This window comes from Hyphomonas sp. ske169, assembly GCF_056850855.1.
The window spans coordinates 1,046,538-1,067,635 of sequence record NZ_CP096146.1 but is presented as its reverse complement, the minus strand read 5'-3'; the positions used below and the strand labels follow the sequence as shown (position 1 = coordinate 1,067,635).

The 21,098-nt window shown below is 52.4% G+C and carries 17 protein-coding genes and 2 pseudogenes; 15 read left to right on the top strand and 4 right to left on the bottom strand.

Features of this window, described 5'->3' with window-relative positions; translation table 11 throughout:
* Window positions 1-87 precede the first annotated feature (87 nt).
* A pseudogene (locus MY069_RS05105) lies at window positions 88-1,121 on the top strand (IS110 family RNA-guided transposase).
* Window positions 1,122-1,416: 295 nt separating this feature from the next.
* On the opposite strand, the gene MY069_RS05100 reads toward MY069_RS05105, so the two are convergent.
* Window positions 1,417-2,532, bottom strand: coding sequence for a mechanosensitive ion channel family protein (locus MY069_RS05100; protein WP_482795988.1), 1,116 nt, complete (start codon window positions 2,530-2,532; stop codon window positions 1,417-1,419).
* A gap of 459 nt (window positions 2,533-2,991) precedes the next feature.
* Between MY069_RS05100 and rimK the strand changes: the two genes are divergently transcribed.
* Both rimK and MY069_RS05090 read left to right on the top strand, forming a co-directional pair.
* Window positions 2,992-4,383 (top strand): 30S ribosomal protein S6--L-glutamate ligase, encoded by a 1,392-nt coding sequence (rimK, locus tag MY069_RS05095; RefSeq protein ID WP_482795987.1) that lies wholly within the window; start codon window positions 2,992-2,994, stop codon window positions 4,381-4,383.
* A gap of 9 nt (window positions 4,384-4,392) precedes the next feature.
* Window positions 4,393-5,625, top strand: a complete 1,233-nt coding sequence (locus tag MY069_RS05090) for an MFS transporter (RefSeq protein ID WP_482795986.1) — start codon at window positions 4,393-4,395, stop codon at window positions 5,623-5,625.
* Between the two features lie 11 nt (window positions 5,626-5,636).
* Here MY069_RS05090 and MY069_RS05085 read toward each other — a convergent pair whose 3' ends face one another.
* On the bottom strand, window positions 5,637-6,080 hold the full coding sequence (locus tag MY069_RS05085) for an SET domain-containing protein-lysine N-methyltransferase (RefSeq protein WP_482796680.1): 444 nt from the start codon (window positions 6,078-6,080) through the stop codon (window positions 5,637-5,639).
* 315 nt (window positions 6,081-6,395) lie between these two features.
* Here MY069_RS05085 and MY069_RS05080 point away from each other — a divergent pair, with 315 nt between their 5' ends.
* The 9 genes and pseudogenes from MY069_RS05080 (at window position 6,396) to MY069_RS05040 (ending at window position 16,280) form a co-directional block, all read left to right on the top strand.
* On the top strand, window positions 6,396-6,710 hold the full coding sequence (locus MY069_RS05080) for a co-chaperone GroES (RefSeq protein WP_482795985.1): 315 nt from the start codon (window positions 6,396-6,398) through the stop codon (window positions 6,708-6,710).
* Window positions 6,711-6,748: 38 nt separating this feature from the next.
* A complete protein-coding gene (groL, locus tag MY069_RS05075; RefSeq protein WP_482795984.1) occupies window positions 6,749-8,368 on the top strand; it encodes a chaperonin GroEL in 1,620 nt (539 codons plus the stop codon).
* A gap of 252 nt (window positions 8,369-8,620) precedes the next feature.
* A pseudogene (locus tag MY069_RS05070) lies at window positions 8,621-10,004 on the top strand (transposase).
* Between the two features lie 303 nt (window positions 10,005-10,307).
* The gene (locus MY069_RS05065; protein WP_482795983.1) at window positions 10,308-11,219 is read left to right on the top strand and encodes a hypothetical protein; all 912 of its coding nucleotides are present in this window, start codon (window positions 10,308-10,310) and stop codon (window positions 11,217-11,219) included.
* A 242-nt stretch (window positions 11,220-11,461) separates the two neighbouring features.
* Window positions 11,462-12,910 carry a hypothetical protein gene (locus MY069_RS05060; RefSeq protein ID WP_482795982.1) on the top strand — a complete coding sequence of 483 codons (1,449 nt, stop codon included), beginning with the start codon at window positions 11,462-11,464 and terminating at the stop codon, window positions 12,908-12,910.
* Between the two features lie 44 nt (window positions 12,911-12,954).
* Window positions 12,955-13,845: a hypothetical protein gene (locus MY069_RS05055; RefSeq protein WP_482795981.1), complete on the top strand. Its 891-nt coding sequence runs from the start codon at window positions 12,955-12,957 to the stop codon at window positions 13,843-13,845.
* 297 nt (window positions 13,846-14,142) lie between these two features.
* A complete protein-coding gene (locus MY069_RS05050) occupies window positions 14,143-14,895 on the top strand; it encodes a hypothetical protein (protein ID WP_482795980.1) in 753 nt (250 codons plus the stop codon).
* 563 nt (window positions 14,896-15,458) lie between these two features.
* Window positions 15,459-15,881, top strand: a complete 423-nt coding sequence (locus MY069_RS05045) for a hypothetical protein (protein WP_482795979.1) — start codon at window positions 15,459-15,461, stop codon at window positions 15,879-15,881.
* 30 nt (window positions 15,882-15,911) lie between these two features.
* Window positions 15,912-16,280, top strand: coding sequence for a hypothetical protein (locus MY069_RS05040; RefSeq protein WP_482795978.1), 369 nt, complete (start codon window positions 15,912-15,914; stop codon window positions 16,278-16,280).
* Window positions 16,281-16,465: 185 nt separating this feature from the next.
* On the opposite strand, the gene MY069_RS05035 is transcribed toward MY069_RS05040, so the two are convergent.
* Both MY069_RS05035 and MY069_RS05030 read right to left on the bottom strand, forming a co-directional pair.
* A complete protein-coding gene (locus tag MY069_RS05035) occupies window positions 16,466-17,056 on the bottom strand; it encodes a UPF0149 family protein (protein ID WP_482795977.1) in 591 nt (196 codons plus the stop codon).
* 139 nt (window positions 17,057-17,195) lie between these two features.
* Window positions 17,196-17,831, bottom strand: a complete 636-nt coding sequence (locus MY069_RS05030) for a GGDEF domain-containing protein (protein WP_482795976.1) — start codon at window positions 17,829-17,831, stop codon at window positions 17,196-17,198.
* Between the two features lie 735 nt (window positions 17,832-18,566).
* On the opposite strand from MY069_RS05030, the gene MY069_RS05025 reads away from it, so the two are divergent.
* The 3 genes from MY069_RS05025 to MY069_RS05015 all read left to right on the top strand — a co-directional run bounded on the left by MY069_RS05025 (window position 18,567) and on the right by MY069_RS05015 (window position 21,074).
* Window positions 18,567-18,785, top strand: a complete 219-nt coding sequence (locus tag MY069_RS05025; RefSeq protein WP_482795975.1) for a hypothetical protein — start codon at window positions 18,567-18,569, stop codon at window positions 18,783-18,785.
* Between the two features lie 340 nt (window positions 18,786-19,125).
* Window positions 19,126-19,491 carry a PilZ domain-containing protein gene (locus MY069_RS05020; RefSeq protein WP_482795974.1) on the top strand — a complete coding sequence of 122 codons (366 nt, stop codon included), beginning with the start codon at window positions 19,126-19,128 and terminating at the stop codon, window positions 19,489-19,491.
* 608 nt (window positions 19,492-20,099) lie between these two features.
* Window positions 20,100-21,074, top strand: coding sequence for a hypothetical protein (locus MY069_RS05015; protein WP_482795973.1), 975 nt, complete (start codon window positions 20,100-20,102; stop codon window positions 21,072-21,074).
* The last annotated feature ends 24 nt before the right edge of the window (window positions 21,075-21,098 follow it).

Genomic DNA, 21,098 nt, shown 5'->3' with positions numbered 1-21,098 from the left:
AATGATGCTGTGGACGGCGTGCCCCACCCAGCTCTACTGAGCTGGTAATGTGAAGGTATCCACACCGCCAACATTAGGAGCACGCCTATGGATAAGAGTATCACAGTTATTGGCCTAGATTTAGCCAAGTCGGTTTTTCAGGTTCACGGTATCAACACGGAGGGTGAGGTTGTCGTTCGTCGCAAACTCAGCCGGTCGCGAGTCCTCGCCTTTTTCAATCAGTTGGAACCGTGTTTGGTCGGCATGGAAGCCTGCGCAACAGCGCACTATTGGGGCCGTGAGCTGAGCGCACTTGGGCATGAAGTGAAGCTGATGGCGCCCCAGTTTGTGAAGCCGTATCTCAAGAGCCAGAAGAACGATATGCGTGATGCGGAAGCGATCTGCGAAGCCGTCACCCGGCCAACGATGCGGTTCGTTCCTATCAAAACACCAGATCAACAGGCGCTCCTTGCCCTGCATGGTGTACGCGATCATTGGGTGCGTTTATCGACCCGGCTGATCAACACATTACGGGCTACTTGGCTGAGTTCGGTATCGTCGCTTCCAGAGGGCGGATGGGCGTTGAAGCCATCCTCGACACGCTGGCTGACGATCAGGATGATCGCATCCCCGACCTGGCGCGGGAGTGCCTGCTGCCGCTCGCCAGCGAGCTCCGACACGTGAAGCGGCAAATCTTGGAAACGGATCGCAAGATCCTCAAGGCCCATAAAGCCAATGCCATCTGCCAGCGACTGGAAACGATACCCGGCGTCGGACCGGTCATCGCAACACGTGTGGTCGCTGAAGTACCCGATCCAAAGATCTTCAAATCCGGTCGCGCATTCTCCGCCTGGGTCGGGCTTGTGCCTAAACAGCATTCCAGTGGCGGGCGAGAGCGGCTCGGGAAGATCACCAAGAAGGGCAACCCGGAGCTGAGGCGCTTACTGGTTACTGGCGCGATGTCGATGATCATCCGAGCGAAACAGCTCGGCTTCACGAAGCATCCATGGCTTAGCCGTTTGCTCGAGCGTAAACCGATGATGGTGGTTGCGATCGCCATGGCCAACAAGATGGGCCGCATGATCTGGGCCCTGATGGTCAAAGGAGAGAAGTTCAATCCGGCAAAGCTAATGCCGGCATAAAGTCGCCGCGCTGAACAGGCGCAAACGAGATTGGTGAGAGCATAAGGAGGTCATGCAGACCCGTAGGTTCAACAAGTGAGGACAATCCACCTGCGAGCAAGCACCCTTGAGTGCGTGCTTTTGTAAGGAACCTCATCTTGCGGAACGCATGATGGCCAGCGGCGTCTGAATGCCGCTCGAATAGGCCGAACAGATGCCCGCTAACGGCCAACCTGCAGATGACCAACTAAAATCTCTTGCCAAGGGGCCGCCGTCCACAGATGCTCGCTAAGCGGCCACCCACGCCTACGTCGTATTAGTCCACATCGCTATCGGTTGGGCGCTTGAACGCCAAACCCTCGCGCACGTATTCAACCTGATGCGGATATGGAATTTCGATCCGTTCTCGATCAAAAACCTGTTTCACACTTTTGGTTAGGTCAGCTCTCACTTGAACAAACTCTCTTGTTGGAACCCAAGCGCGAAGCCGCAGCGTGATAGCCCAATCCCCTAATTCATGGACGCCGACCCAAGTCTCCGATTTAAGAGATACCAATGGGTGGTCGTTGGCCAATATTCTTAAGACCTCGAGTGCATGATCGAGGTCGGTATCGTAGTGAACTCCAAAGTACAAATCGAGGCGCCGCTTTACATTGCGGGTATGATTGACGATCGGGTTTCCCCAAACTTGATCGTTGGAATACAAAACGACTTTGTTATCGACTTGCTTGATAGTCGTGTTGAAGGGCGTGATTTGCGAAACTTCACCTTCTTCATCCGCTATCCTAACCCAATCTCCAATTCTGAATGGTCTGAACGCTGCTATCATAAAGCCCGCCGCGACAGCTTTGAGCGTATCTTGAAGCGCCAGCGCGATGGCTAGACCAACCGCACCCACCACTGCGATGAGAGATCCTGGAGCAAATCCAAACTGAATCATGGCCATGATGATTGCGACACCCAATATAGCGTATCGGATCATCGACGCTGCGAATCCGATCAGCGTGTCATCCACCCGGTTCTTGCCATGCGCCCTCTGGGCAAGCGATCGCAAAGAGTTGTTGATCCAACTTGCGAGCAATACCGCCGCAACGACAATCACGAGGCCCGCGAACGCCTTTGGCCAATACCCGACAATCTGATCAGCGAAGGTGAATCCGATCAGTTCCGAGCCGCCAGTCACGGCTATCAAAAAAACCAAAAGCTGAACGACGGGAGCGGCTAGGTCCCAACTCGATCCAACGAATAACTCTTCTGTAGCGTAGCGTCGTCTTCCGAAACCGCGAACAAGGCGTTTGGCCAAATACCCTATGAAATATGCGCCTAACCCGAGAGCGAACCCGATGATCACGAACCAGATTTGAGGTGCTATGGATTGCAGCCATTCAGGCCACGTATCGGTTGAAAACGGTATCGTCGCGAGCGAATTCATGCACCAGCAATAGCGCTACTGATTAGAAGTACCAATGATTTCGAACAACTAAACCGGTTAAAGTCTGATTTGCTCACACAAGAGAGATCTTTGGGCGGAGTGAGTATGGAAATCTGAGTCTCGAACGATTCAGATCGTAACTCGCCCCAAAAGTTTTCCTCCCCTTAAAAATTTGATGCAAAACTGAGATTTTGAATGTACGGAATCTGAGTCGCATTCCGCGATGTCTCAGAAGGAATACGCGTATGAGCGGTCTCAAGAAAAAGGGCCCTGCGCGACGTGCTTCTAAACGAGCACGACAGACCCAAACCTCTAACGAGCCAGAGTTGATCCCAAATAGTCGCCGGAGGCGAAAGCGGGATAGTTTGAAGGGGTTTTTCTTCGATTTAGAAGGGTAGTTGCTTTAGCGCTCGTACGCCTTTTCCATCTCATCTTGCAAGCATTCGATTGGACGAAACCATGTCTGACGCATTTACCCTTGGTTGGGAAGAATGGGTAGACCTACCCGATCTTGGACTTCCAGCGATCAAAGCAAAAGTGGACACGGGCGCGCGTACATCTGCGCTCCATGCCGTCGCCATTGAACCTTTCGGTCCAGCCGACAGTCCGCAGGTGAGGTTCCTGATTCAGCCCGACCCTCAAAATCCAAATTTAGAGCTGACCTGTTCCGCACGGGTGGTCGATCGCCGAGACGTCACGAGCTCTAATGGGGAAACAGAACTGCGATACGTCATCGAAACCGACGTGCGTGTCGGCAACCGAAGCTGGCCGATCCAAATCTCGCTCACCAATCGCGAAAATATGGCCTATCGCATGCTGTTGGGGCGACGAGCGATCGATGAAGACATGATCGTCGATCCGAACGCATCCTTTCTTCAGCCGAAACTAGGCTATGACGCTTATAAAGCTCTGCCCAAAAAGAAGCCGGTGCGACGGCCGCTCAGGATCGCACTGCTATCTCGCGAGCCCGATTCCTATTCAACGCGGAGATTCTTGGAGGCGGGGCAAAATCGCGGTCACGTGATCGAAATCATCGATACGCGCCGATGCTATATGAAAATTGGTGGGCTGCGCCCTGAAGTGCACTATGATGGTGAAGTTCTTCCATACTACGATGCGGTGATCCCGCGGATCGGCGCGTCAATCACAGCGTATGGAACAGCCGTCCTTCGTCAATTTGCCAGTACCGGAGCGCACTGCTTGAACAATGCGAATGGCATCATCGCATCACGTGACAAACTCCTCGCTCACCAGCTTTTATCGGATGCGCACATCGGGATGCCGGTAACCGCATTTGCGAGCTCCCCGAAGGATACAAAAGACCTTATCAATCTCGCCGGAGGGGCACCGGTTGTTGTGAAGCTCCTCCAATCGACGCAGGGTCGAGGGGTCGTTCTGGCAGAAACACGCAAGGCTGCGGAGAGTTTGGTGGATGCGTTTCGCGGGCTCGACGCAAACTTCCTCGTGCAGCAATTTGTATCCGAAGCATCCGGCGCGGATGTCCGCTGCTTTGTGATCGGCAACAAGGTGGTTGGTGCGATCCGACGCAAAGCGGCCGAAGGAGAATTTCGGTCCAACTTGCACCGAGGTGGGACTGCGGAGCCCATCAAGCTCACGAAAGCGGAGCGCGATACGGCGAGACGCGCCGCACGCACACTCGGCCTCAGTGTCGCCGGGGTCGATATCCTCCAATCCGAAACCGGTCCGAAAGTCTTAGAGGTGAACTCGTCACCCGGCTTGGAAGGCATCGAAACAGCCACGAGCATCGATGTGGCAGACAAAATTTACGAGTATCTCGAGTCTAGAGTGCGTCCTTTGTCGAAACATAAAGACGCGTTGCGTGCGAGTTAGAGGCGCCTGATGCACGCGATACGCCCAGTCCTTTCACTTATCCTCGCAGTTTGGTTCCTACAGCTTTCTGGCGGTATGCTCAGCGTTGTCACGCCGATCGGGTTGTCGGAAATGGGGACCTCATCGATTGGAGTCGGCATCATCGCGGGCCTCCACGCCGCCGGTTTTATGGCCGGGGCCTACTTATCTCCGCGTCTCATAGGGGAGATTGGAAACATACGGGTCTTCGCTGCTGGCGCCGCGCTAACAGCTGTCGGGGCGATCTCTCAAGGCTTATGGACATCTGAAATCGGGTGGGCGTTGGTGCGGTTTATTCAGGGCGCTACATTTGCTGGAATGTTTGCGGCCGCAGAAGCCTGGCTTGGTCGGGTCACACCTCAGCAACACCGCGGAAACGTCCTAGGCGTTTACAATGTCGCGGCTAAAGCGGCGCTGTTGTGCGGCCCACTCATCATTCTAGGAATGGCGCCATTGGATCCCAAAAACTTCCTGTGGTGCGGATTATTTCTTGCCGCGGCTTTGGTCCCGGTCTGCCTTACTCGGAGACAAGAGCCCCCGAAAGTGCCTTCGGGCCGATTACCGATCACGCGCTTGCTTAAGATCTCGCCGTCCGCGACGACGGGCGTTTTCATCGCCGGATTGGTCAATTCCGGAACCTTGGCGCTCCTGCCTGTGTTCGCTGCGACACTTTCAAGTGACGGGAACGCACTCACGACTGCGGGCATAGCGTATAGCGTCGCCAATATAGGTGGGCTCCTGAGCCAATGGCCTGCAGGTCTGATTTCCGACCACATGGATCGACGAAACGTTATTGCCTTTATGACACTTATCAGCGGGGGCGCGACGCTAGCGCTCTTCTTGCTCTCTGGTTCGATTCCCACTCCGGCAGTTTATCTACTCTTGTTTGTGTGGGGCGGAGGATCGCTTTCATTCTACGGTGTTTGCGTAGCACACGGCGTCGATCGCGTGTCCGACGAAGACATGACCGCGATGATGTCGATGCTCCTGATCGTATGGGCGTTTGGCTCAGTGGTTGGGCCGATTCTCGCAGGGTTGATTATGCAAAGTCCACTTGGACCATCCGGACTGTTCGCCTTTTCAAGTGGTTGTTTGGTGATTTTGTTTGTTGTGATGCTAATTCGCCGTATCGAGCGCGCACCTGTATCCGATGAAGAGCAATCCAACTGGCAACCTAGTTTGCCAGCCGGATTACCCGGAGGTGATCTTGATCCGAGGACATGATCCGTTGGCGATTAGTGTCCGCGGGCGAATAATCGACGTCCTCGTTTTTCTTGGATGATTATCGGCGAGAGTCTGTGTCTCGGACCTTGATGGACAATCGGACCGATCGTGAATTGACGATAGTCGCACGTCAATTCTTCACCGGCACAGATGTCACGCAGCGCTACGCCAACTTCTGGGTCACTGAAATCGATATTTGGGCGACCTGAATGGTTCATGTATCGACCCTCGTCAGAATCTAACACCATCAATCTCGGATCGCTCGGATGAGCATATGTATATCTTTCGAGGAACTCTCTCACGTGTTCCGGCTGTCCTTTGACATAGTCTGTTGAAAAGATCTGATCGAACTCTGGATCAAAATTCCAAACAAGCTCTCCATGCGAAATATGGTTCGCAGTAAATACGCCTAAACCCTCAATTGCAGAGGGGGCGAGGTAACACCGCACTGTCATCATGCGGACTCTCCATTTAAAGAACGCGCCGGCCGCTCTCCGGACGCCACAACAAGAGGAAGAAACTTCCTCGCGTGAGCAGGACGCACTTTTGCCTAAGCCTCAAAAAGTGCGTTTCTGCAAGCAAAATTTGACGATCCAGAACATTGCAACGAATTAATAAATCGGCCCGATTGACGAAAATCATCACGTACATCACATGCGAATGTGGCGTTAGCAGTCGCCGGTATAGAGTGCCAAAAAGGAGCGGGTTTCAGCCGTTAAAACCAACACGGTGCTCGCTCCAATCTGCTGTCTGGCAAGGAGTAAATAGCCATGACTTTCCGTCCATTACATGACCGTGTTCTGGTCAGTCGCATCGACGAAAGCGATACAACTGCAGGTGGGATTATCATCCCAGACACTGCCAAAGAAAAACCCATGGAAGGCGAAATCATTGCTGTTGGCAACGGCGCTATTGGCGACGACAATGAACGCATTCCGCTTGAGGTGAAACCGGGCGACCGCATCCTGTTTGGGAAATGGTCTGGTTCTGAGGTTACCATTGATGGCGAAGAGCTACTCATTATGAAAGAGAGCGATATCCTCGGTATCATCGAGGCCAGCCACGTGCGCAAAAAAGCTGCTTGAACCACCTTCAACATCTCTAATATTTTTGGGGTAAGACTATGTCTGCTAAACAAGTTGTATTCGGCGCCATCGCTCGAGAAAAAATGCTCAAAGGTGTCGACACTCTGGCCAATGCCGTGAAAGTCACGCTTGGGCCCAAAGGCCGCAATGTTGTCATTGAAAAGTCTTTCGGCGCGCCACGCACCACGAAAGACGGCGTTACCGTTGCAAAGGAAATCGAGCTTGACGATAAGCTTGAGAATATGGGCGCGCAAATGCTGCGGGAAGTGGCATCGAAAGCCAATGACGTCGCAGGAGACGGCACCACCACAGCGACTGTTCTCGCTCAGGCCATCGTTCGTGAAGGCATGAAACGTGTTGCCGCGGGCATGAACCCGATGGATCTCAAGCGTGGCATCGAAAAAGCGGCCGCTGAGGTGGTTGGCCATCTAGAGACTTCCTCGAAAAAGGTCTCTGCAAACTCTGAAATCGCTCAAGTCGGTACTATCTCGGCAAATGGCGATAATGAGATCGGTGACATGATTGCTCAGGCCATGGACAAGGTTGGCAATGAAGGCGTCATCACCGTTGAGGAAGCCAAGTCGCTCGAAACTGAACTCGAAATTGTCGAGGGCATGCAATTCGATCGCGGGTACTTGTCGCCATACTTCGTGAATGACGCAGAAAAGATGTCAGTGGAGTTGGAAGACCCGTTCATCTTGCTGCACGAGAAGAAGCTGTCTTCGCTCCACCCGCTTGTGCCCCTGCTAGAGAGGGTCGTCGAGGCTCGGCGTCCATTGGTCTTTGTGGCCGAAGACGTTGACGGTGAAGCGCTTGCAACCTTGGTGGTCAACAAGCTCCGCGGAGGCTTGAAAGTCGCTGCTGTCAAGGCACCTGGCTTTGGCGATCGCCGCAAAGCAATGCTGCAAGACATTGCGATCCTCACCGGTGGCCAGGTCATCTCTGAGGACCTCGGCATCAAGCTTGAGAACGTGACGCTTGATATGCTCGGCACTTCGAAGCGCGTAAACATCTCAAAAGATGACACCACCATTGTGGATGGCGCAGGAAGCAAAGCTGATATCGAAGCACGTGTTTCTCAAATCCGTCGTCAGATCGAAGACACGTCGTCAGATTATGATCGTGAGAAGCTGCAAGAACGTCTGGCCAAACTGGCGGGCGGTGTGGCCGTGATCAAAGTTGGCGGCGCGACCGAGGTCGAAGTGAAAGAACGCAAGGACCGCGTTGATGACGCACTCAATGCAACGCGTGCGGCTGTCGAGGAGGGCATCCTCCCAGGAGGCGGAACCGCACTGCTCCGCGCTGCGCAATCTATTACGGCCAAAGGTCTCAATGCTGACGAGCAGGCCGGTATCGACATTGTTCGAAAAGCGCTTGAGGCTCCGATCCGTCAGATCGCAGAAAACGCGGGTATCGAAGGGTCAGTCGTCGTCGCCAATGTCTTGGCACAAAACTCGGTAGCACATGGCTTCAATGCCCAGACCGAAGCCTATGGCGATCTTGTATCGATGGGTGTCATCGATCCCGCAAAGGTTGTCCGTTCCGCAATCCAGAACGCGACCTCTGTTGCGTCTCTGCTGATCACAACCGAAGCAGGTATCGCCGAACTTCCCAATAAAGAGGCACCAGCAATGCCTGCTGGCGGCATGGACTTCTAGCATCCGAACAGGTGATGCGGGTGATCGGATTCTTCGCCCGCGTCATCTTGGAAAGGGGCAGCCAAAGACTTCCATCCCTCCCCAGCCCCCCCAACTTGGCTGATCCGTTCCATTCCTCATTGCCACAGTCAGGTACTGCTTACAGCCGGTTCGTTCTCAGAGTCCGTTTTAGGGCGATGGTGTTGAAAAACTCCGAGTCAAAGTGGCCGAATTCTGATTCAGTGATTTTCGTGCAGATCGAGGAGATGCGCGATGATGGGACGATTGGACGAAGACGGTGCAAAGCTGTTCTATGAGTTCTCACTGGAAGAGATGGTTCCGGCAGATCATTTGCTGCGCAAGATTGGCCGCTTCCTCGATTTCGATGACATCCGGGCGCACCTAAAGCCCTTCTATAGTCACACGGGCCGCCCATCGGTTGACCCGGAACTTATGTGCCGGATGCTGATCGTTGGATACTGCTATGGCATCCGATCGGAGCGGCGCTTGTGCGAAGAAGTTCATCTGAACCTCGCCTATCGATGGTTTTGCAAGCTTGGCATTGAAGACAAGGTCCGAACCACTCAACTTTTTCCAAAGCACGTCATGGCCGGTTCCGTGAGAGTGACTTGTTTCGGAAACTGTTCGAGCAAGTCGTGTTGTGCTGCATGTCCGAGGGCTTGGTCAAAGGCGAGGGCTTTGCGGTTGATGCCAGTCTGATCCGCGCGGATGCGAGTGAAGACCGCGCTGTTGAGAAGGGCGAGCCTGTTGACTGGTCAGACCCAAAGATCGCTTCGCGCCCGGTGACAGAATATCTTGATGCGATCGATCAGACCGAGACTGAAAATAGCACGCCACGCAAGAAGGTATCCCTCACCGATCCGATAGCGCGTTGGACCGCTGCGGTTGGCGGCAAAGCCCGGTTTACCTGGTCAACCAATTACCTTTTGGATGTTGAGACATCGGTTATTATGGACGTGGAAGCCACGCCGGCTCATCGCACCGCTGAAGTCGATGCTGCGAAGCTTATGATCAACCGGACCGAGGATAGGTTTGGGCTCAAGCCCAAACGCCTGATGGGAGATGGAGCTTATGGTGCCGGTGAAATCCTTGCTTGGATGGTCGATAAAAGAAGATCGCTCCACATGTCGCGCTGCTTGAGCCGCCCGGCGCGCCGACGACAAACTTCACCGTCAAAGACTTCGTGTATGATCAGGACCGTGATCTTTACACCTGCCCGAATGGCAAAGAGCTGCGCCATCAACGACGAAACTATAAGGTGCCGCGATCAGGCATCACGAAAGACAAGAAACGAATGTACAGATCGAGCAGCTCAGACTGCGCGGTCTGTCCGCTGAAAGACAAATGCTGTCCCAACGCGCGTAACAAACGTGTTGGTCGATCCATCTATGAGCATGCCAGAGACGAAGTCAGGCGCCTGAGAGAAACGGATGAATACGAGCAATCGAGGCGAGATCGAAAGAAGGTCGAGATGAGCTTCGCGCATCTGAAATGCCAACATGGCTTGCGCCGATTACGATTACGCGGCCCCACTGGAGCCAATGACGAATTTCTCCTCGCTGCCACCACCCAAAACCTCAGAAAACTCGCCAGATACGCCCCGAAACCGTCTACCACCCTCCAAAACGCCGCGTGATACGGTCGAGAAGAGCGAACACCCTGCAGAAAAAGAGGCCTGAACACGATCGAAGAGGAAAGCCCGCGCTCTAGCAGCAGAGTTTTTCAACAGAATTGGGCGACTTAAGCCCCTGGGCTAACGTCTCCCTCTGCTCGCAAAGCAGTCGTTATCGTTATATCGGCTTAGTTCCTACTTAACCGAAACGTAGACCTAGGAAGTCGGCTTTTCAACGTATGATCTTGCGCTCCTTTGCGCCGCGCAAAGCTCGTTCAAGTCATAGTTCGTGGCGGTTGCCTTGTTCAATTCTCAGCGGAAGATAACATGCTGGCGAACCTGAATTGCATCGTCGAAGCTCATTTCGGCCAAATTTTGTGGGGACAACAAGGTATGCGAACGCTTCTGCCGCTGATGTGTTTAGTTCTTTTTGGGTCTCAGGCGTGGGCGCAAGCCATTCTACCTTTTGCACCGGGAGCACCCGAACGGGGCGCAAAAATAACTTGGACAAAAATGAGTACTCTCGACCGGAGTGGCGATTATCTGCGGTATGAGTTTGAGGATCTCACAATTTTTTGGCCCGCTCAGATTATTGAGCGAGACGAACCCAAATGTGATTACGGGATCGCACACCCCGAAATCTTGGTGAAGCTTAGGCCCGATACGAGAATAACCCGTGAGTTTTTGTGGGAGTCGTATCGAGACTTACTCGGGCGACATTTCCGACAGATATGCAGTGCGAGGGTTGCAGGCTATATTTCCGCGCGATTCTACTTCGACACGTTGTTCCTTCGCCGAAATGAGCTGTTCATCGGGGTGCCTACGGGGGGCGACCAGTTGCCATCGTTCGCTCATGCGTTCTTCAGGTATCAAGACCATCCCTTGGGAAGTTACAGTTTGGAGTCGTTTTCCCCCATTATCTTCGGGTACGAGGGCAAGTTTTCCAATGCGAGGTTTCATAGCCAGTACCTCGACCGTGTAGATTCGAGTACTGGTTTAACTGGGCGCCAATCACTGCAGGTCGGCTACGATAGTTTTCCGGACTTCGGTTTCTTCGATGTGCTTATTTGGGACCTGAACTATCGAGAGTACATGGTCGCGCGACAACAGGCAGAGGAAGACATGCTCACACGATTGATGGCAAGAGGCGTCGTCGAGATGTTTGGAACAGGACCCCGGGCTTGTTTTCACGATGGGAGTTGCGGGATCGAAGACGTGCCAGCCATCGTGATCAAGTGACCGCTCAACGCGGATGAAATTTGAAGCGGGGCTGGAGAAAACGGATTAATGTCGAGTGGAGGAACGCATTGGTGATGATGTCATCATGGAGACTGAGATTTGTGGTATGCCTGCTGTCCATAGCTGGTTCAGTCTTATCTGCGAATGCCCAGACTATACTCGGCTCCAATAACAACGCTCAGCAATGCCAGGTCGCGAATGCGTGGGTATCAATCGCGCGCGAGCTAGGTGGTGCCGGTGTTATGACTGGAAATATGGTCATGCAGACGGAGCGGCAGCGCATCGCCCCCGCTTTTGCAGATGACATTTTTCGACCGCACTTCGGAAAGAGGTATTTCGACCTCTCTAATTCAGATAAGCGCAAAATCGACAAAGCGCTTAGGCGATGCAGTCAGAACAATCGCAATTACTGGTACGGAACCGCTGGCGTCTCAGAAGCATTTCAAACTCGTACGGATCGTTATGACGTTGCCGGTTGGCGGGCGGAGATTCAAAAACATCAAGCCGGCGCAACTGTTCTCGCCGAAGCGCGCGTAGAGAATGACGCCGAAGCTGAACGACAAAGACAAGCCGAGATCATTCGGACAACCAATAAAGTCTGGACCGTCAATCGCGCAGGGGCGCTTCTGTTCGATCACCCGGAATATGCAATTCACGCGTTCAAATCCAACTCGCATGACTTCCGCCCAGCTTGCGATCCGAACCTCAATTCTTTCAACGCCTCCGTGGTCATCAAAGACCACACGCAGCGGCTGAGCAAAGAATACGTAGAATCAGTCATCGAGAACGGATTGATCCCAACGGTTCGATCCAAATGCCCATCTATCTCGGGCAACGTCGCGGCTCAGTTCTTTTTTGAGGGCGTACAGCTCGACAATATTGGAAGGCGTTTCCAAACCAGTTCGGTCAGCACGACATTCGACATGGTGGAGCTTCCTTTTCTCCGCGTTAGCACGCAGGCGAACCCCCCAAATGGAGTGCGCACGACAGGCGTATTCTGGTTCAATAATCATAGACCCGACGCCGATGTGCAATCGTACTATGAAACGCTCGTTGGTCTGCAGCACATCCGCCGGCAGGAGTTCAGATCAGATCAAGAGTGGGCGGCGGTGCAACAAGCAAGGGCTGACCGAGTGGCTCGTTTAGAGCAAGCGAAGAATGACGCAATCGAACTGGCAGGATTTAGTCTAAGCGGTGGCGGAGGCATCGGGCTTATAACCGGCGTTGAACCCGACACCTATTTTCGATCTCATTCCAGAGATCTTGTCGAGGCTGTTATGGGCTACTCTACAGCGATCGTTGAGCTGTGCCCCTCGTATAATATTCCTGGTGGCATCACACATGTGCAATATCGAACTTGGACCGTGAGCGTCGACCCGTACACGCGAGAAGAAACGAATAGCTCTGGTGGAACGATCCAGACGTTTTCCTGGCCTGCGGATTTCTTCGATCTCGTCGCGCGCGTCGTGAACGACAGAGACATAGATGTCTCCAACTGGCTCGCAAATGCGGATCGTACCATTTACTATCGAGATGTTCAGAATATAGTTTCGCATAAGGGCTGCGGTAGCTTGGGTCTCACAAACTACCACCACAACCTTCGAGACGTCTCCTACCGTGTGGGCGGTGATTGGAGCGATTTAACATCCGTCTTCAGACTGCTCGCAGCCGTAATGCTATCACCGCAATGACCCGATTTGTCATGCTGTTATGACGCTGAAAGGAATGAACTGAAATGATTAGATCGAAAGTGGTGTTCTGCGTTGCGATCGTATTGCCTTTTCTTTCGCTCATCGCGATTCCAAAAGCGGCGGCGCAGTCGAACAAGTGTGAAGCGGGTATCGGAAACTGGTCCTATCGTCTTACAGACCCGTACATCAAGAAGACCTTTCCAACGCCGGAACTTCGATTGCAAGGGATCTCGAATTGGGGCGAGTTGCGGCAGGTCGGCGACATCGCACGGCGAAGTGAACGGTGCGATAGTCCCCATCATAAGTTCAAAGTCGTTTCGGGTGTGTCAATGGTCATGCCAGGCGTGTTTGTATCCGGCGAGGTCTGCAGCGACGATTCAACGCTAATCTTCGAACAACACGGTGATGAAAGTAACGCTATCGCAGCGTTTCATTCTGCGGCTTCAGGATCGTATGAGTACAATAAAGCGAGAAACGCGCTGGCACACTGGTATTATCCATATCATTTAGGTGCGACGCAGCGGCTTTGGAACCACAACCGCGAACGAATTTTTCTGTATTCGGCATATCTGTCGCAAGTTTGTGAGCAATTGCCATCGCGGGTTCGGGTCGAGGCGCGGACCAACATCTCCCGCGGCCCGAACGGCCCACAGCGACCGACAAATGCCTACACTTATGACGTCATTTACAGCGGCGAGTTCTATCCAAACTCTGGGCGTATCGAGCTCATCGCAGATGACGAAGAGATGGAGCAGCAGGTGTTTGCGGCGCTTGAGGAAATGTGGCGTAGTCAGGCCCAACAACTCATTGAGTTCCAACGGCAACTTGATGTCGGCTTTGCCTTCGTTGCGCTTGGCGTGGCTGGAATTCATGCCACCAGTGAATGCAACCAGTTTCCGGTGGGGCACCCGGAAAGATCACCTCTATGTGACTGAGTATTAAACCAAGCAAAGGCCGATCAATCTCGTTCAGCGGGATTACTAAAACAACATTGAATACTATACGCGCGCCGTTCCGGCGAATTGCCGACGCAATCATCACCGAAAAAGAAAGCCCGTGGCATCAATATCGGCTCCCATGACATAGCTAAAAAAGCATGCTCTGGTTCGCTTGTTTCCTGTATACAGGAGACTCTCTATTGGATCTAGAGCGGCCCACAAAACCGTTTGCTTGAAGTACCAACGCAACGGAATTACCTTCTGAAGGTCGATATCGGTGAAGGCGTTCCATTGATGACCCAGAGAACCATTCAATGCCCCGAGTGCGGCGGAACGGGGCGCATTTTCGCGGATAATCCGCACCCATGCGGGCGTTGTTGGGGAAACGGCAGAATAACGCAATCTACCGAAAGAACGGGGGCTCGAAATCGAGGCAAGGCATCTGCACGTAATAAATCCCGCGCGTCGGTCCGGCAAAAAAAAGCTAGAGTGCGCTCAAAAAGTTCTGGCACAGGAGGTGTTTTGGCGGCGGCATTGATCTTGGGTTTGATTGCTCTGGTATTAGCGCAGCCAGATCGAGAAACGAGGCCGCAAAACGAAAACGTCGCTAGCCCTCGCACCGACTCCTCGATGGCACCTTGGGAGGTGCCCGGTCGGTATGTGTATCAAGGGCGCGCAAGGGCTTTAACGTCAGAGACGAACAAGGTTGCAGTGATTATCGATGATCAAAATGGCACACGCTACTTGATGAATATATCAACCTCATTGATATCAGGGTATGATGGTCATTCATTACAAACCGAGGATACACCTCCGAGAGTAACTGAAAGTCTGCAAAGAATTCTAGAACGACAAGATCAGCAAAACGGTGGCCCGTTTTCTCTTTGCGTCAGCACAACTCGTTTGAGTCCTATTCGATCTGGCTTGCTAGATCTCTCAGCAGACGCGCACAGTATCACCGGCTACGGCGATTGTTTCGATTCAAATGGCATCTCATTGGCACTGGTTGTGTCGGATGAGGCTGGAATGTTGCAGTGGAACAAGTGAGCAATTCAGATACTTGCCTAGTATGAACCGACCGGCACCATTTTTGCTGCAGAAATGGAATTGTCAAAGGAAATTTGAGCGATGCGGAGCGATCTACGTTGTTCGCATCGCTTGCCGAGCCCGGTAGTCAGATTGGAACCTCATCCGGTAGCGACAACTATATATTCTTGAGCAAACTTTCCGAGTTTGGGCTCGCTGAGGAGATTTTACTGGGCATCGATCTCCCAAGCACTTTGAGCATGAAACTCACGTCGTTCCGGCTCTCCGAAGGAGCGCCCGCATTCATACGATCATTGCTGGACTCGCTATAAAAAAGAAAACTGCCACTCAAGGCTTCTCAAGCCAGTTCATGCCCCAAGCGAACACCACACGCCAATCCGGATAACAGTCCAACTGGTATCACAAGCACATCTCTGGTAATATTTTCGACAAGTGGGGATGAAATGACAGATTGGTATGGAAAAGGACGGTGGGGTTCGGGGGATCGACCTTTATTCCCGGGTCCTGATCAATCGGCATATGATATCGGCGCGCAGCCACGGCGTTTTGAAGAAGAGCGCCGAATGCGGGAGCAACGCGAACACCAAGAGAAAGCGCGTAAACAGCAAGAAGAGTGGCGTCGAATAGACCGCGAACGCGCACAACAAATGACTCAAAGATCAGGAACGAGTTCCGGGAACGAAGAGTCGTTCGATCCAGATGACGATATAGACTTCGATACGTGGTTGATGTTCGCAGCAACGGGGGCGCTGACTTATTTTCTGATTAGAATCTGGGGTTGGGCGACGGCATCTCTGGCACCGAGCAATGACATACTAGCTGCGATTGTAGATCACGGTGTTTGGGGCGTTGCTCTTGTTGGTATTGGTTTGGGCATTCGATTTCAGGAGAGACTGCTTCCGATCGCAAAGGTGGTCTTGGTCCTGCTGGTGCTGTTCTTCGGATCGGCTATCTTGGTAGGGATTTACCGAGGCGTAACCGGTTAGAGTATCACGCAACTATACACGGGGGATTTCATGAAGTGTCACAGAAAATTATCGGTTGCGCTAACGGCGTTGGGGCTAACCGGCCTGCTTGCAGCATGCGGTGGGGGTGGCGGCGAGGCGCTGGAAGGCGCCTATTATCCACAGTTCGGACCCGGCGCGAACCGACTCGGCATGGCTTTGACCGATCAGAGTTGGACGTTTTCGGCCGATGGAACGGTGGTCACCACCTCAGAATCTGGCGCGCGTCCCTGGACCTATAAAGTTAGAGGCAAGAAGGTAGAATTGTCGGGTGCGAGCGATCGCAATGCCGGGGAGAAGCGCGTGCTAACCATTGGCGACAATGGCTGTATTTGGGATGGTCCCGCAAATCGGTCGGACAAGATTGCGTTCTGTCTATAGTAGTCCGCAGCTTTGATTTGCTGATGAGGTTATCCAGACAATCGACAAACCCGAAGCGCTCGCAGACACGATGAAATGGATGATTCTAACGCGAATGATCTATGACCACCTAGCTTAGCATCCTATTCAGGGCGACTTAGGTCTCTGGCTTCAAGACGCGGCTGGCTTGCAATATTGCTTGGCCACTATTGGGCATCAGCATCAAAGCCCCGCCTTTGTTTCCAATATGCGTCTATAGCGCTGACCGTAATGGGCAGTTCCTCGGTTATTGCATTCGCGATGACCGAAACTTCATCGGGATCGCGAGAAAACTCACTCATGGTATCGGGTGATGCCAATGCCATGATTAAACTGACCGCTGCACCATAATCTGATTCAAAGATCGATTTCCACGCTTCTGGCCGCATTTCAATCGCGGTCACGAAACCCTCCGCCCAGATCTCGCCTAGCAAATCTCCTGTGTGATCGGACATGATGATTGGTTCGAAGTGTTCTGGTTTTTCGGTCAATTCTAAAATTATTTGATTATAGCGTGCTATGACTAATCCGCAGATTTCCTCTGCTTCGTCGGGTCCTGAAAACGATGCACCTCGTTCGCCCCAGATCATGGGCATCCACTCGCTTGGCATAATCGTTTCCGGGCCGACCACGATTCCTGTCAAAAACCCATCCAAGACCGATACCGTCATCGCATCGTCACCTACCTTATCCGAAAGCAGGAAATCTTCGAGAATATCGAAGTCGTCATCTGAGAAGAAGGAGGTTGTCTTATCCATTTGTTCGCAACGCCATTGTTCAAGCAACTAAACAAGCCGGAAAGGTACACTCAAACCGAAAAGCATTCCATCTTAGCCGAAGCACAGCCGCCCGATCGGTACGTTTCACGCTTCTGAGGTTACTTCTGGTTTTGCTCGCCTAGGCGACGAGTTCGACCGCAGATTTTACAACGACTTGGTTTCTTCCGCGGGCTTTGGCTTCATAGAGCGCTTCATCAGCTTGTGAAACTGCGGCGTCAAAGCAACTGTTTGAATCGACGAAGGCAAGCCCAAAACTCGCAGTAACCCCAATAGACGCACCGTTAATCTCAAACCGCTCTGATTGGATGCGCAGGCGTAAGCGTTGCGCCACCGAGTGTGCTTGCGCTGAAGAGATATTATTCAGCAAGATGATAAACTCTTCGCCGCCCCAACGCCCCAAACGATCGAAGGGACCGCGAAGCTCTGAATGAGCGACTGCCGAGACAGTTTTGAGGACGTCGTCTCCAACAGCATGGCCATGAATGTCGTTCAAAACCTTGAAGCGATCGAGATCGAAAAGAACCACTGCCGCTGAAGTGCCAGAGCGTTCCATTCGCAGCTGTTCATCTGCAACAGCATCTTGAAATGCTCTGCGGTTTAAAACTCCCGTCAGTGGATCCGTGGTTGCAAAATTCTGAAGCGTTAATCGTGCCGCGTATTTCTGATGCTCCCTGAAGAACGCGAAGATCGTCATCGGTCCAGCGACAGCTCCGGCAATGCCAATAACCAGAGGTAAGAAATTTTGTGGTTGCATATGAAGCCCGATCTCCATGGCGATGCACGCATAAATGGTGACCAATGACATCGCTGAACAGCAAACGATGATGGGAAACGCCAATGCTTCTTTGGCATAAGTCCAGGAGAGGATAGTGGGTTGGGCTCGAGACGACATAATCTTGGACTACCATCAGTCTCTCAATTTTTCGCGGAGCGTGGAGGCTGGATTTCCTGTTGAGTATTAACGATTTTGGATCGATTTATCCGCTCTCGCAGCGTTTATTTGCTTGCACGTTAAGCAATTCCAGGTGCTTGCTTGATCTGCGTCTGAGACGTACAAACGCCCTAGGCCTAGGGGTGTCTATTTCAATGCATGGGACCTTCCAGTATCCAAATGCCGAGGATGTACATGGAGACTCTGTGCGCCTCTCACCAATGCCTGCAATCGCATCGGCATCTGCCGTTCCAGCAGTTGCGACAAGCGCTCTACGCTTGATTGAAAATCGAATTCATCGTCGACCAAAGTTAGGCCGTGATGGCGCGCGTCCAGTTGACACACTAAAATGGGCGACGGTACTCGCAAGCGCTAACTCCTGAGCGAATTACGAGAATAACTAGATCTTTCAAGTTAAAATCGGGCAAATCGTGCTCGCGACGGTGTGAGCATTTTGGAGTTCGCGCCGAGGCGAGAAAGGACTTCTCGATTCACTCGTTTTTCTAAAGCGGTGTACTCTATGAGCTGAACACGCTATAATTAGGTGGGTGGTTCTAATTGAAAAAAGACAAATTTCCTCCATGGCTCGTGTCCAATCCTGCGGATCCAGAACCGCTCGATGACGCTATGGTGTTGTCCGATTGGCTCGCATTGGTCCGAGAAGCGGCTTTTTCAGATGATCATATTTCGGATGAAACGCGAGCTGAACTCGCGGAGCATTTGGCACTTGCAGAGGCTGCGCTAAGGCGAGCGCACGCGGAACGCTCCAGGGATTAGTTGATTTCCACTGCCCCTCGAACGCCCTAGCGCGAGAGCGCAACTTCAAATTCGTTGAACATCGGCAGAACTGAGTACTTGCAATCACGTATTCTGCCGGCGGATGGTCCCTGCGGCGAGCCAGCTTGCTTGTGGGGTGTGCAATCTGAGTTGGGTTTCTTCGCGCAGGACCTGGAGGTTCGAACACGCGATCGGTTCCGTTGTCGGGCGTCAAGATCAAATATGGCGTCACGTCCTCGATTGATGCACAGAACAACAATCCATTAAGAGGAAGACTTTGCTTGAAACTCAACTTTAACGAGATTCATGATATCATTTTTCGTATGAAAAGAGCGAAATTATGTTTTCACCGAAGTCGAAGGGAAAGGTGAATCTGCGCCGGTTGAGCGCAGGTCTACCGCGTGAAGAAAACACTGAACCTCGATCCATCCCCGTTTTGCGTCCCTTGTCAGACAAGCGCCGGATCGCACGGAAGGATTTGTGGTGCGTTTGCCTGATCGAAACGAAGGGTGGTGAGAAACGCGAGGGCGTCATCATAGATGTTTCCAAGACCGGCGCTCGAGTACGATTTCGCTCCCGTGGAAAGCTGCCGAGAGTCGTTCGCATCAAAGCTTCGCGGATTGGATTGCGGAGATTCGCGCGGGTAGTTTGGCAGTCAACGTTTGATGCGGGGCTCGAATTTGTTCCCGACCACAAGGTTGGTTAAGTCGATAAATCGGCAAACCGAGCTTCCAGCTCGAATATGAATTACGCCGCATTGGTGATGTTATGCCTGCGGCCGATGGGTTAACTGAATTGCGGTTCTTTGATCAACATGAAATGTGTTGGTGTCGAACTGAGATGTCTGCCGGCTTTGACGTTCCGACGTTCAATCTCGTCGTAAACCATGAAAGTACCATCTGATTTTGACCAAAAACAGTTGGTCACGCGGTACCCCCTCGGGCAACTGGGCGCGATGAACCATAGGTCAAAAAAACGTCCTGTCGTTTTAGGTGCAAAACGAATGTCTCTCCATGAATTGCTCACTCGGATCCCCTTTGTTTTGCACCAAGCAAATATAAACCGTGAGTTGAAAAACTGTTACTTTCGAACGGACGGCTAGTGCAGCCCTCTCCGTTGGATTGCGCGACGCTTTTTGAGGGAATGGCTCGAAAAAGGATCGATGGGATCAGGGGTTCAATAAGGTCTGCATGGCGCTCTAAACGAATGCCAAAACAAAGGACGTCGTATGAACGCAATTCGTTGCAGATGTAACTTTAATTTCGCAGCTCGTGCGCTAGACTCACCAACACGCACACAATAGATCGCAAACCCATGACGGCTAATGTAAACAAGTTTGCTTTCGGGGCGCCTGAAACCGTTTCACCCAATCCGCGCGAGATGAAAGTGAAGCGGTTTGGTCCCGCCGGAACCATTGAAGTCGAAGTCATGATTTATCGCGGCGAACTTGCGGATTTGAGACCGTTGTTGATAGTCGGGTCAATTGACTTCCCGATGCCGCCCTCTGTCAAATTCTGTGAGCAAATGTGGTCTAAGGGCCTGCAGGTCATCTACATTAGACGTCCAGGGTTTGGCGGCGCTCGTGCGCTCCCCTCGGTTCTGCTCGATGAAAAATTGATCAATTCTGGCGCTACGGTCGCCGCAGAGGCCGCGCTGTTACTGAACTTTCTGGACGATTTATCCCTTCGCAACATTATTTTGATGGGCTTGGGAACAGGAAATTCTGTTTGCTACCGTCTCAGTCGCTTGAGCAAAAACGTTAGCCTTTCGATTTTTGCCAACCCCGTTTTCAACCAGGATATTCTAGAGGTGTTTCGGCCGCGCTGGTTTCAGACATTGCTCGGCCTCATTATGAAAACCAGGAGCGGCGTACGTATAGCCGAAGTGGGCCTCAAACATCAGTTGAAAAAGGACCCGGTCAAGTTTTACGATGATGTTCTGGAAAAATGCCCCGGAGATCGAGACTATATCGCCGAGAACCGTAGCGACTTGTTTGCGGCGAGCGAACTGTTCCTGAACGTGCAACCTGAAACGTTCTTCTATAACATCCGAATGACCCTCCTTCCAGATCGTACATTGAAAGACGGTTACTTCGCAGGTCTGAACGTCGTGGTTCTTTCCGGAGAAGAGACAACGGATATCTGGAAATCTGAGTTAAACCGGGAAGCTAAACGCTTATCGCTCCCGGTTGTTCTCGCACCCAAAGGAGATATTTTCGTGCCATACGTGTCTCCAGAATACGTGCTCTCGACAATAGCGAAGTACGACCAGTCTGCCTACTATACGTAGATCTCGATCGGTTAGGTTCCAAAA

What these genes read in the sequence shown, in the direction of transcription:
- MY069_RS05100 (WP_482795988.1), bottom strand. Translation starts at nt 2,532, where the DNA reads ATGAATTCGCTCGCGACGATACCGTTTTCAACCGATACGTGGCCTGAA.
- rimK (WP_482795987.1), top strand. Translation starts at nt 2,992, where the DNA reads ATGTCTGACGCATTTACCCTTGGTTGGGAAGAATGGGTAGACCTACCC.
- MY069_RS05090 (WP_482795986.1), top strand. Translation starts at nt 4,393, where the DNA reads ATGCACGCGATACGCCCAGTCCTTTCACTTATCCTCGCAGTTTGGTTC.
- MY069_RS05085 (WP_482796680.1), bottom strand. Translation starts at nt 6,080, where the DNA reads ATGACAGTGCGGTGTTACCTCGCCCCCTCTGCAATTGAGGGTTTAGGC.
- MY069_RS05080 (WP_482795985.1), top strand. Translation starts at nt 6,396, where the DNA reads ATGACTTTCCGTCCATTACATGACCGTGTTCTGGTCAGTCGCATCGAC.
- groL (WP_482795984.1), top strand. Translation starts at nt 6,749, where the DNA reads ATGTCTGCTAAACAAGTTGTATTCGGCGCCATCGCTCGAGAAAAAATG.
- MY069_RS05065 (WP_482795983.1), top strand. Translation starts at nt 10,308, where the DNA reads ATGCTGGCGAACCTGAATTGCATCGTCGAAGCTCATTTCGGCCAAATT.
- MY069_RS05060 (WP_482795982.1), top strand. Translation starts at nt 11,462, where the DNA reads ATGACTGGAAATATGGTCATGCAGACGGAGCGGCAGCGCATCGCCCCC.
- MY069_RS05055 (WP_482795981.1), top strand. Translation starts at nt 12,955, where the DNA reads ATGATTAGATCGAAAGTGGTGTTCTGCGTTGCGATCGTATTGCCTTTT.
- MY069_RS05050 (WP_482795980.1), top strand. Translation starts at nt 14,143, where the DNA reads ATGACCCAGAGAACCATTCAATGCCCCGAGTGCGGCGGAACGGGGCGC.
- MY069_RS05045 (WP_482795979.1), top strand. Translation starts at nt 15,459, where the DNA reads ATGCGGGAGCAACGCGAACACCAAGAGAAAGCGCGTAAACAGCAAGAA.
- MY069_RS05040 (WP_482795978.1), top strand. Translation starts at nt 15,912, where the DNA reads ATGAAGTGTCACAGAAAATTATCGGTTGCGCTAACGGCGTTGGGGCTA.
- MY069_RS05035 (WP_482795977.1), bottom strand. Translation starts at nt 17,056, where the DNA reads ATGGATAAGACAACCTCCTTCTTCTCAGATGACGACTTCGATATTCTC.
- MY069_RS05030 (WP_482795976.1), bottom strand. Translation starts at nt 17,831, where the DNA reads ATGCAACCACAAAATTTCTTACCTCTGGTTATTGGCATTGCCGGAGCT.
- MY069_RS05020 (WP_482795974.1), top strand. Translation starts at nt 19,126, where the DNA reads ATGTTTTCACCGAAGTCGAAGGGAAAGGTGAATCTGCGCCGGTTGAGC.
- MY069_RS05015 (WP_482795973.1), top strand. Translation starts at nt 20,100, where the DNA reads ATGACGGCTAATGTAAACAAGTTTGCTTTCGGGGCGCCTGAAACCGTT.